9 protein-coding genes and 2 pseudogenes are annotated in these 11,897 nt (G+C 34.8%); 2 read left to right on the forward strand and 9 right to left on the reverse strand.

Annotation, left to right across the window (positions count from 1 at the left end):
- Positions 1 to 291 precede the first annotated feature (291 nt).
- The 4 genes and pseudogenes from EDD69_RS15000 to EDD69_RS15015 form a co-directional block, all read right to left on the reverse strand.
- Positions 292 to 1,152, reverse strand: a complete 861-nt coding sequence (locus EDD69_RS15000; RefSeq protein WP_243643136.1) for a hypothetical protein — start codon at positions 1,150 to 1,152, stop codon at positions 292 to 294.
- Between the two features lie 14 nt (positions 1,153 to 1,166).
- Positions 1,167 to 1,404, reverse strand: a pseudogene (locus EDD69_RS15005) (tyrosine-type recombinase/integrase); the annotation flags it as partial.
- Between the two features lie 234 nt (positions 1,405 to 1,638).
- Entirely contained in the window at positions 1,639 to 2,283 is a 645-nt protein-coding gene (locus EDD69_RS15010) for a hypothetical protein (RefSeq protein WP_132949703.1), read from the reverse strand.
- A 1-nt stretch (position 2,284) separates the two neighbouring features.
- A complete protein-coding gene (locus EDD69_RS15015; RefSeq protein WP_132949704.1) occupies positions 2,285 to 3,448 on the reverse strand; it encodes a HEAT repeat domain-containing protein in 1,164 nt (387 codons plus the stop codon).
- 1,274 nt (positions 3,449 to 4,722) lie between these two features.
- On the opposite strand from EDD69_RS15015, the gene acpS reads away from it, so the two are divergent.
- Together acpS and EDD69_RS15025 are read left to right on the forward strand one after the other, a co-directional pair.
- Positions 4,723 to 5,076, forward strand: coding sequence for a holo-ACP synthase (gene acpS, locus EDD69_RS15020; protein WP_012573889.1), 354 nt, complete (start codon positions 4,723 to 4,725; stop codon positions 5,074 to 5,076).
- A gap of 553 nt (positions 5,077 to 5,629) precedes the next feature.
- Positions 5,630 to 6,795 (forward strand): annotated as a pseudogene (locus EDD69_RS15025) (IS256 family transposase).
- Between the two features lie 437 nt (positions 6,796 to 7,232).
- On the opposite strand, the gene EDD69_RS15030 reads toward EDD69_RS15025, so the two are convergent.
- From EDD69_RS15030 to EDD69_RS15045, 5 genes are all read right to left on the reverse strand, one after another.
- Complete coding sequence (locus tag EDD69_RS15030; RefSeq protein WP_132949705.1) at positions 7,233 to 7,865, reverse strand: AmiS/UreI family transporter; 633 nt, start codon at positions 7,863 to 7,865, stop codon at positions 7,233 to 7,235.
- A gap of 526 nt (positions 7,866 to 8,391) precedes the next feature.
- Positions 8,392 to 8,514: a hypothetical protein gene (locus EDD69_RS15730; RefSeq protein ID WP_279388157.1), complete on the reverse strand. Its 123-nt coding sequence runs from the start codon at positions 8,512 to 8,514 to the stop codon at positions 8,392 to 8,394.
- Between the two features lie 88 nt (positions 8,515 to 8,602).
- Positions 8,603 to 9,472 carry an IS982 family transposase gene (locus tag EDD69_RS15035; RefSeq protein ID WP_132949706.1) on the reverse strand — a complete coding sequence of 290 codons (870 nt, stop codon included), beginning with the start codon at positions 9,470 to 9,472 and terminating at the stop codon, positions 8,603 to 8,605.
- A 554-nt stretch (positions 9,473 to 10,026) separates the two neighbouring features.
- On the reverse strand, positions 10,027 to 11,463 hold the full coding sequence (locus EDD69_RS15040; protein ID WP_132949707.1) for a PTS galactitol transporter subunit IIC: 1,437 nt from the start codon (positions 11,461 to 11,463) through the stop codon (positions 10,027 to 10,029).
- A gap of 29 nt (positions 11,464 to 11,492) precedes the next feature.
- The gene (locus EDD69_RS15045; RefSeq protein ID WP_132949708.1) at positions 11,493 to 11,795 is read right to left on the reverse strand and encodes a PTS sugar transporter subunit IIB; all 303 of its coding nucleotides are present in this window, start codon (positions 11,793 to 11,795) and stop codon (positions 11,493 to 11,495) included.
- Positions 11,796 to 11,897 lie beyond the last annotated feature (102 nt).

Genomic DNA, 11,897 nt, shown 5'->3' on the forward strand with positions numbered 1-11,897 from the left:
ATTCAACATCTATCATAGCTGTTCGGAGTAAAATTGGTAAATAAGTGTTCAATTTTATTTGTCGGATTCTGTCCATTTTAGTTTAGCAGTTACATCAATGGCTTTCTTCTTTTGTTTCGGTTTATCCTCTGGGAAAATTAACAACCTCACATGAGTTTCAGGAGCGATATTGTATTCATGGAGTTGAATATCTTCTAAGAATTTTTGTATGGTATTAAAACTCTTAGAAATATATCTTTCAGGATTTGCGTTTTTCTTTTTTAAACAGCTCTTCGCATATTCGTGTAGCCATTAGATGTATTGCTCCATATGCGAACGTTTTAAATGCTTCAAATTATACCAATCAGGTTCTGCTGAGAAAATAAATGCAATGAATGAGAGTAAGTACCTCATGTATTCCGTTGCTGTATCCCAAGAGAAGTTATTTTTGCTAAGTAATCGTTGCTTTAGATATTTCTTTACTTGCTCTCGAATATTAATTTGTTCAATTTTAGTAAAATCAATATAGTAATTAGCGAGACTTTTGTTGTACTCTATCCCGTATTTTTTATGTAAAATTCGTACATCCCAACGGTCTTTTTCCCATTCCTCACGAGTATCCGTTAATTGAAAGAGGTAAGAATAAATCACTCTTAAAAAATTTGCTACTGGTGTTTTATTTGTCAAATTACCATAAAGGCTATGTTGTTGAGTGGATTGTGGTGGAACCCCATTCCCAGATAACCAATATAACCATTCACGTTCTGCTTTATCTATCTCCAAATCAAGTAGAGAATATAAGGTCGCGTACTTTTCATTTAGGAAGGCTGTCAATTTTCTGAGATACCTTACTTGACCTACAAAAGCACTTGTTAAAGTCCATTCATCCCGAAATAACTTGTTGTACCACACATACTTAATCTCCAAGTTGACGGATGGACTTTTCAACTCAAATCGAATATTTTTGCTTGTAGCCTTATAATTGTTGAAGTTAGGGATAGCTCCTATTACCTTCATGTTCCATGTATCGTTGACCAATAAATAGGGATTCTGTACGACATTGGTTGTGACCAAGCCATCTTCGTGAATGATTTTTTCTGTATAGGTCGATAACTCTTTCTGTAATCGTTCATGAAAATCCAATTCAGGGATATGCTGTTGTTGAATATTCATTCTCTCAAAACCTTTCAAGATTTTTTAGTGATGTCAAACGCATGTTGAACCTTTTCCCAATTCTCACGAATTTCTTCATCCGAAGGATGGAGATATAAGTTCATTGTGGTTTGAATTTGAGAGTGTCCTAAACCGTTCTTGTACTTGTTTAATGTCTTTCGTTTATTTGTAGTACATCGTAGCGTGTGTATGACGTAAAAGGTGAGGGTGGACATTGATTCCTGTTTTCTTTCTCAATCGCTTAAATAAGGACTAAATCGACTATAGATTTTCTATTTGTTTTATCCTACATGTTTGGTTGCTAAACATTATGCTTTCTGCAAACAGGAAGATTGATTTGTTTAAGGAAACTAAAGGTTAAAACATCGTTTACATCAAATTTATATACCAAAGTTGCTTAAAGCAAAACCACCTTCCTTAAACCGTGTTTTAATCCGCTTAAGGAAGGTGGTATTAATCCTCCAATTATTCAAATTACTTCGTAGTTTATTCCTTTCTCAATGTTGTCCACTTATAAGGGTCACAACCACAAGGGGCAGCCCCACGTTGAACTTTTGGAGATACTTCAATCCAAGGTGCATCTGAACCTAAATTTGCATGTTCAGAAGCATACGCAGTATAGGATATATCGTGATGAGTAGGGTTTCCGCTAGCTGTCCCGGTGCTTGATCTACCCCAAACCCATATATTGTTCCACTCATAAGCATATTCTACTACCCCATCACAACGAATGTCTGTAATTTCAGAAACCGAAATATAGTCTCCTGCATTGGACTCCCAATTTAATTGATCATACATTGTATAAGTAATTTCAGGATCATTGTCTAATGCTTCCGCTGTACTCAAAATAGAGTCACGTTGTGTACTAGTTAAACTTGACGTCTTAAACGTACCGTAATATGTTTTACCGTCTTTAAAAGAAGTCAATGAAGATTCATCTACTTTATAATTATAACCTTTAATTTCATAAACAGTTGAACTATTTTTCATAATACCAGCGTGATCATGAGTATTTAATGTACCGCCTTCTCTATATGTAGCACTTCCACTAGGGGAAGATGCTGCATAGGCATAACTAGAAATAGAAAATAAAAGAGCTGCTGAGATTAAAATCCTGCCTATATTCTTCAATTTATCTTCCCTCCCATTTCTTTTGAACTTCAGGGTCGATAGTATCTTCAGGATTGATGAGATTAATCGCATCTGTAGCAAGTTGAATCAATTTTTTATCTAATTGACTTCCTTGAATGTCTTTAATTTTTGGAAGTGCAGTTGTTATGTTTCCGTAAATCGCTGCTTTAATTCCAGCCTCAATAGTTTCTGAAGGAAATTTTTTATCAATCATTGTTAAAATAGTCTGTTCATTTTTTCTCAAACTAAATCTCATAATATCCTTATTTTCCTCGGAATAGTTTAGGTTAACGATTGATTTAACAGCTTCTTGGTTCCCTAACAGTCCTAATGCATAAATGATTGTATTAGTGAAATCTGCTGAATCAGAATTAACAGCTAGTTCGTTAACTTCATCTAAATATTCACCTAGCAAATCTGCTTTCGCTGCTGATACAACCGCATAACGAATTACTTCCTTATCCTTAATTTCTTTATTTTTTAGGATTCTATGAATTGTATTCTTAAAGTTTGGATCCTTAGTTCTTCGCATAGCTGTAATTGCGGAACCTCTTACCTCGCCAGGCTCCGTTTCATCAAAAACTAATGCCGCAAGATTAAACTCTTCATGGTTGAGGTTATCGTTATCTTGTAGTTTTTTTAGTGCATAGGCCCTGAGAAACTCATTTTCTTTTTTGTCCTTAATAATTCCCTTTAGCGTTGATATAAACTCATCATTTTTCAATGTTTTGTCCTTAATTTTTTGGTGGGTCATACCGTCCAAAACGAACATTCTAAACTTAGGATGGTATTCTTTATCTTTTAATATTTCAAGCGTATCATTTGGAATACCATCTTTCCATTTTTCCTTAATATAAGGAACGAGTATTCTTCCATCTACTTCAAATTCTTCATCTGCATTTACCATTTCCGCAGCCGTTTCGAGAAGTTCTTTCTCACTCAAGCCATTCAGGTAATTTGCAATAGATTTTTTTCTTTCGACCTCCGACTCAATAGAATTTAAAGATTCCAACTTCTTATAATGTTTAAGCTCTTTTATTATCTGCTTATCTGGTAAATTTGATTTTTCAGTAATAGTAAAACTATAATTCGATGCTAAGACCGTTGAAGAAATTAATGTTGTACCGATAACCCCAGATATAACCAATAATTTCTTTATACTCATATTTTTACCTCCTTTTCTAATTTATGTATTTTTTCATAAAATAATATAACATATTAACCATTTTTTGTTAATATATTTTTTGAGACATTTTCAAGGAGGCGTGTTTAATGTTTGATACAATTTTTTTTCTTTCTTCAATTTTCATATCAATAGTTAGTGTTGTACTTTTTATTTCAATAAGATTAAAAAAGATAGACAAAAAAAGACGGAAAATATTAGAGATTGGGCTATTACATCTAACTTTGTTTATTATTTTTTCAACACTTTGGTTCTTTAAAATCGCAATTGATGGTTTTAGTCAAGTATTTGGATTAATATTTTATTTAGTGTTTTATTTGATAACTTATATAATCGTGATTACATTAATTTCTATTAAGAGTAGAGAGGGTGTATAAAATTTTATGTAAAGCATTTGCTTAAAACAAAAGGAAAGGTAAGGCATTCTCTAATCTTAGAAAAAATACGAAAAGAGTGCCCTACCTTACACTTTTTTAACTTTGATTTTACAAACCAACAGGTAAACACGGTTCGTAGTTTTGTGTAAACAAAATTAAAGCCCATCATGTATGCTTGGGCTGGAATGGTTCCATATAATAACGAAAGTACTGGAAAAAAGAAGGATGAAAAAAGAAGTCCGGAAAAACGAGAAAAGGTAATACAAAGTTACGTGCAGCAGTAGCGGTTAGACATACCATTTTAACCATTGTGTATCATCTTTTAAACAGAAGGCAACCATATGGCAGATTACTTTGAACGACGAAATAAATGGTGATCAAACAATCCATTAAACGACTAGAGCTACTTGGTTGTAAAGTAACGGTCGAAGCGGTATCGTAATGAAATGCGAAAAAAATAGATAAAGTTAAAGCCTAGGTCCTTTTAAAAAAAGGATTTTACTAGGTCTAGTTTCGTATTTCCAAAAATGTACTAATGACGAATAGTATTTTCGGGATAGTTTAATAGGAAAGTTAAATTTTATTATTTTTTAAATGACTTTTTTATTATTTAAACAACTTTTTTATTACTGCACATTTACTATATGTAAAACTACGCATTCTTGTGCACAATTTTGAGTTTTTACTCTAGTTTTACAACACCATCTATCAAACAAAATGAAATTAAATAATCTATTTTATATATTTTTTAAAACATATCGCTATATTTCTAGAGAAAGTAACTAAATGTATAATTTTTGTATAAATATCAAAACTTATGTATGTTTATACATAATTTTAAGTAAGGTTTAATTCAAAAAATAAAAGGAGAACAAAGATATGATAATGGGAATTGGCATAGATATCACCGAGTTAGAAAGATGGCATGATAACAAAGTATCTAGAAAAGTATTTACGCATAGTGAGCTACAATGGTGTAAAGGAGAACCTGATAAATATGCGATAATTTGGAGTATTAAAGAAGCGGTAGTAAAAGCACTTGGTACAGGATTTAGAAATAATATAACTTGGAGGGATATAGAGGTTATTAATTATCAAAATAATTATTTAGTAAAATTATCAGAAAATGTTATGAATACATTCAAGATAAATTATAATCGAGACGTTTTTTGGGTTAATGTTACTAAAACAAATGATATGGTATTGGCACAAGTGATATGGGAAAGGTATTAAATATTAACTCATTTTACTATTTGAGACGTATTTGTAAATTAAATAAAGTCCCACATCTGTCCATTTTTCACGTGTCGATACATGGCTCAGGAGAAGGGATTTTGCTTTTTTAGAATCCAAATAAGGTGTACATTATCTAAAAGTTATCGTATAATCGACAGCGCGATTCTGCAAAAGAGTCTTTATAATTAGGGGATATCCAATTGATACAACTGGTTCAAAGCTTATAAATTTAAAGTTTATTTTCGTAAAACTACCAAAATAATCTTTTTACACCATGTTTCTATAACTGTGAATCGCAATGATGCTACTGTTCATTGAGCATTATTTACCTACTTAAGGAAATTTGCACTTCGAGATCTCATATATGAAATATGAAAGTGAAAAAATCCGTCAAATATCAGGGACAGGTAGAATTATCTACCAATCCTAAAAATAAAGAAGGATGATGTATAAAATTTTGTGTAAAGCATTTTACTAGACCAAAAGAAAAAAGGTAGGGTATTCTCTGATTTGAACCAAAACACATTCCAGAGAAAGGAGTACCCTACCTATGTCTAAAAGTATACCGAATGTAGACTGGGCTCATCAACTGGAAAGTGTTATTCGTCAGTTTGTAAAGGAAAAATTAGAACTGATCATGCGGGAAGAAATAAAAATTTCCTCGAAATAGAACAAGCCGGAACATCGAATATGAGAAACGGCTACTATCAACGAAATCTAGATACGCAATATGGCCGGATTGAAGGTCTTTTGGTCCCAAGAGACCGAAACGGAGAATTTCAAACGCAACTGTTTACCCCTTACCAACGCCACACGGGCTGGCTCGAGGAAGCCGTCATCAAAATGTATCAAAGTGGCATGAGTACGCGGGAAATTAGCAAGTTTATTGAACGAATTTTAGGAAATGCCTATTCTCCAACGACAATCAGTCATATTACCGATGTCGTGAAGGAAGACATCGAAAAATGGCACACTCGTCCTCTACACAAGCGTCATTCCGTCTTATATTTGGATGGTTTATACGTAAAACTTCGTCGCGAAACCGTTGAGAAAGAAGTCATTTATGTGGTGTTAGGGGTGAACGAAGAAGGATATCGCGAAATTCTTGATTTCTTTGTGGGAGGACAAGAAAGTGCTTATGTATGGCAAGAAATTCTTCAAAACCTCTACAAAAGAGGCGTCAAGGAAGTACTTCTAGGCGTATTCGATGGACTACCGGGTTTAGAGGAAGCCTTTAAGACGGTTTATCCGAAAGCCGATGTGCAGCGCTGTGTCGTTCACAAAGCCCGTAACACACTCAGTCGTGTTCGGAAAAAAGATCAATTTGAAGTGGCAGAGGATCTCAAACTGATTTATCGTGCACCGAATAAGGAGTTGGCGTTACAGATGTTTCAACAGTTTGAGTCGAAATGGTCAAGCAAGTACCCAAGAGAAGTGCAATCTTGGGCCAATGAGTTGGATGTCCTCCTCACCTTTATGAATTATCCAAACAGTATTCGAAGTGTAATTTACACGACGAATGCCATCGAACGAACGATCAAGGAGATTCGGAAACGTCTAAAACCGATGAACAGTTTGAGCAGTTTAGAAGCCGCGGAAAAAGTCGTGTATTTGACGATCCAAGACTTTAATGAGAAATGGGCGGGGCGAAAGTTGCGAGGATTTGCCGAAGCGCAGGAAGTCCTCCAGCGAATGTTTGAAGAACGTTACAATTAACCATATATTGTAAATGAAAATAAACAAAATAAGGGGATTCTCCCTTTCCCCACAGGAGACTGAATATTCAGTCTCCTGTGGGGAGGAAATCGGTTCCCTATCCATTCCAAATCCATTTCAGAGATACCCTATCCATCTTGCATTACACAAAATTCTTGACGGTACCAAACAGAACTATTATTTTGTCTAAGATTTGAAGAAGATATTACTTTTTTCATGCTTGAAAAAAAACATATTATAACAATATAATTTATTTTTGGTTTCTTACCTGCCATTAAGAAAATACCTAACTCCATTGTCCTTCCAACCGTTCCGTCCCCTGTATATGCTCTATACGAGTGTTTTATAATAAAAAGGGCTGATTCAAAACAACGCTCAAAAGCGATGTTTTGAATCAGCCCCTTCATTTTCTCTCAAAACGATTTGACACGAATCATTTAGGAATTTACCTGTACATCCACGTTTTTCCCTTTGCTATTAAATGAAAATTTTAATCTAATGGTGCAAATACAGAAATAAACAATAGATAAGATCAATACATAGAACCATACATGTGAAACGAAATCTGTTTTCCACACGCCTGTTAGAGATAGGAGTGCCGGAATGGTGAGAGTAACCCATGATTGCACAAAGGCCACTTTTCCTATATAGGCATCCATTTTCTTATTAAGAGCCATAGATAAAAAGAATAAAAACCATAAATAAGCCCACATGACCCATATTAAAGCGCTGATGATGTCATGAAAATGCATGACAGATACAGCTGCATAGACGATCGCGATGATGGACACCCAGAGAGAGTACCATCCCAATCCGCTTCCTTCAAGGCCTTTTAGCGTAGTAACCCCTACATATAAATAGGTAAAGCCAAATAAAAAGATGCAAGCGAGATTAAAAATGGTCCAATGATTTTGATCAGAAACAGCAATTAAATAAAATGGCGCAATGACTTGAAAAGCCCCTACAAACAAATTGAAGACTCCCACGCTTTTTTCATTCGCTTTTCCAAACAACATTAAACTGTTTAAAAACAATGTAGCTCCTGAAAGAAGTAAACCGACGTCACCCATAAAGATTGCCGTGAGAAACGCATCTCGTTTCTCACAACCATATCCTCCTCACCTTTAAGTTTTAAATCTTTGCTTCTCGTTAAGCCCTTTCACTCACACGACCACTATACCAACCTAATGAACAAATGTAAATATGATATTGAAAAAATGTAAAAAACGTTTTTTTCCAATTCACAAAAAAGACATAAAAACAACGGGACGAGCTGAGAAGTATTTTATCTATCGATAAAAAATAAAAATTCTCTCATGATGCAAATAGTTTGTTTCGTTTTTGTGGAAAAAATCTTAAATAACAGCATCAATCACACACTAATTCACAGCAAAAATCACATAGTAAATCTCCCAAAAAAAAAGCTTGAGGAAAATTCATCCTCAAGCTTTATAAAGTTACTGTTACCTAATGAACCTCTCCCACCTACACGTTGTTTAGAGGTGGGTGACTTCTCGGTGAACATGTTAAACTAAACCACCTGTTAGCACAATAAATACTATTTTTTACAATCATTGTTCTTTAATTTTCTGTACCCTATTTTTTATTTTCTAATTGACTAATTCTTTGTTCTAATTCTTCAATTTTTTTCTTTGAACTTAGTGTAGTAGTAAAAGCAAAAATTCCAAAAACGAAACCTAAAATTCCGAATGTATCCAAGGATATCCCCCTTTAAATACTTTTAAAGATTAGACGGTTATCGGATTTTAACAAGTTCATTTATTATACCCATGGTGCTAGTTGAACTTTAAACTAGCCCAAGGACAACAAGCGTATAAGCCAGTAGAATGCCATCTAATGCCGTTTCAAAACCTTCTACGCTGTTTGCACGAATCGATGTGATGTGAAACGAGTCCACAAGTACAGAAAAGGTAGTTTCAACGATTTTACGTTTTCGACGCATCCATTCTGTCCATTCTTTCGCGTGAGAAACACGTTGATTTTTGCGAGACGGTGTCCAAAAAGCAATCCCATATTGACGATGAAGTTTCTCTTGCAATAGTTGACTGACATATCCTTTGTCTCCCAGTGTATATGGATGCGGCAGTTGAGTCATGACTTCTTCTGCGACGGTTCGATCGTGATATGAAGCAGCTGCGACTACGTATCCCATTGGAAGCGACTGATCGGTGATCTGAATGTGTAACTTAACCCCATAGAAGAACGCCTTCTTGGAAGCACAATATCCGGTATCTGCCACCTCTCTCAATCGTTTGACTCGTGAAATACGTGCAGAGTGACACAACTCAATTGGCAAACTGTCCACGACGGCATACGCGTGATGCTGCCCATGTTTAAGTTGATGTCGGATCCATTTAATCGCCCAACGTAATAAACGGCAACGACGGTTGTATCGAGAACGCTCAGGGAATGACTCTTCCGTGAATAAGTTTCCAACGACAAAGCGATGCCACGCTCGTTCTGACATGAAGCCAAACAACTTTCCAAGTATATGAACCGCTATGATCACTTCGTCGTTTTGCTTCAACAAGTGGCGATTACGTCTCTCCAAATGAGCTTCGATATAGGACAACTGTGTGATTACAATCGACAAAATGGCAGCATATTGTTTTTGAATTTTCGCTTGGTTTGTTGTAAAATGAAAGTGCTCTTGCATGAGGATTCTCCTTTGAAATGTAGGTTGGCACTTTCATTTTAAAGGGATTTTTCATGCAAGGGCCATTTTTTATGCCTAGTGGTCTTTTATCTAGCACCACGGGTTAATAAAATAATTCTCTTTAAATGTTCAAAAACAATGGTTATCAATTTTACGCATCGCTGAAAAACACTAAAGAAGATAAGCATCCTCCCACTTTCCAAATAAAGTGAAAGTGGGAGGAGTTCAGTTCAACGGATACAAAACGGCTTAAGCGCTTTCTTATAACCTATACAGAAATTCCGAAAGGATAACGATATTTTTTAGGTGCTCTTTTAAAAATTCTCCCTAATTTTTTTGACTTTCTCATTTCAAAGCATCCTAATGTTTCTAAATTCTATAGAAACACTTTGGTCAGTTAATGGCTTACTTACTGATTTTCATTGATCACAAACAATACCAAACGAATGTTATATAACTTCACTGAACAGCATGACCAAAAGATGTCTCACCGCATGAATTGATTTTTTGTCTGATGTCCCTTATAATTAAAACTATCAGTGACTTGTTTTCTCTCAAACTACCTGTTTTTCACTGGATTTGTTTTGCACTGCATTTTTGTATTCTTCATTTCTTTTTTTCATTTGTTTTACATACCAAGCAAATAATAAAATATAGATAGCTAGAAAAACAATTACTAAAAAGAGATTTTGTATATTAAATTCCGATCCCAATCTACCGACAGTGACTGCTAAAAATTTTTCAACTGGTCCTTCAAGTGTAGAATGAGTGATTAAAACCGAATCGGAAATGCCCTTTGGAAACGCACCGACAGATTTAGCTGTTTTTGTTACAAACGGAGCAATGATAGTTCCAGACCATAAAAACACTGGTAACATGAATGTGCCTATAATCACCATGCGCAAAACTCTGCCTCGAGTAACAATCAACAATGCCGGCGTTAACCCAATGGCAATAATTCCTCCTAGGGGAAGTATTTTATTCCCTGGTAATACTAAAGCTATAATAAGCATGATTGGAGCTAATATATTGGCAACAGCCCACATTTCTGCACGTGCCGCTACAAATGGCCAATCGATACCAATATTAAATGTTCTTCCTTTTAATCTTTTGCTCATAAAGTCAGTAATTCCTTTTGATAAAGGTTCTACTGCTCCGATAAACCATGTACCAATGACAGAAAACAGCTCTAAACACATTCCGCCTGTAAAGGCTAATGTAAAAATTTCTTTCACTGATTGCTGTCCTAACAACCCAACGAACGCACCCAAATAAACACCTATTGCAAATTTGCTTCCCCAAAATCCAATTTTTTTGTTTAAAGTGGTTGCATCAAAATCATATTTATCAATAAAAGGAAAGAATTTGTCAATTATTTTGTCAAATACCATAATTAAAGGGTTTAGCATAAAGTTCATATGGGTCGTTGTTGTCGGATTAGTGCTAGGCATTTTTAACATATCATTAAAGGTCGGTTTCATTAAATCTGCATTTATAAACTTCATTACACCAATTAATAGCACTAATAGTGTAGCGAGCAACAAGTTATTATTTGAATAATACAAAACAATCAAACCTACAATCGCAAGATGCCAAACATTAAAGATATCTACATCCAATGTATTGGTCTTTTTAAAAATTAACATCACGATATTTAAAATAACTAAAAGTAGCAAAAAATATAGTGTAAACGGAGAGCCCCAAGTGATAGTCGCTAAAGGTGCCCATCCCACATCAGTGATGGATAATTGAATACCGGTCGATTTTACAAAGTCTTGTAATGCGGGTGCAAAAGAACCTGTTAGAATTCCAATAATTGCACCCATTCCTGTTAAAGCAATCGCTAATTTCAATCCACCTTCTATAGCTTTACTTGGCTTTACACGCATGAGCATAGCAAGGAAAGCTAGTATAATAAACATCATCGGAGGAGCCCCTAAGTCAATGAGTGGTTTAAAAATCTTATTGGCGAAATCTATGATCACATCCATCAAAACTTCCTCCTCTTTTGTTGTTTTAATTATTTATTGATGCTTTTAATAATCTGCTCCATTTCGTCAAACACAGGTTCTGACATAGATGGAATACGATACAATATAGGACCGGCTTCCACAATAGGAATATTAATTTCAAATCCAAAGTCCGGTTTGGCAATTGGAGCAAAAATGTCATATTCCTTCAACATCTCTTCTGTTATGTCTTTAATTACGACAGCATCCACCGCTACATCATATCCTCTATTTCTCATTTCTTCTTCAATCGCTGTTTTGATTTGGTGGCTTGAATTAATACCAGCCCCACACGCTGTTAAAATTTTAATCATTTTTCACCACTCCCTCTATAAAATAACGATTTTCTCGTTTTTTCTTTGAATTTCTTCGATTTTCATGAACATAGACGTTTTGTAGACATCAGAAATAAGGAT

The sequence above is a fragment of the Thermolongibacillus altinsuensis genome, from assembly GCF_004341205.1.
Classification (GTDB): Bacteria; Bacillota; Bacilli; order Bacillales; family Anoxybacillaceae; genus Thermolongibacillus; species Thermolongibacillus altinsuensis.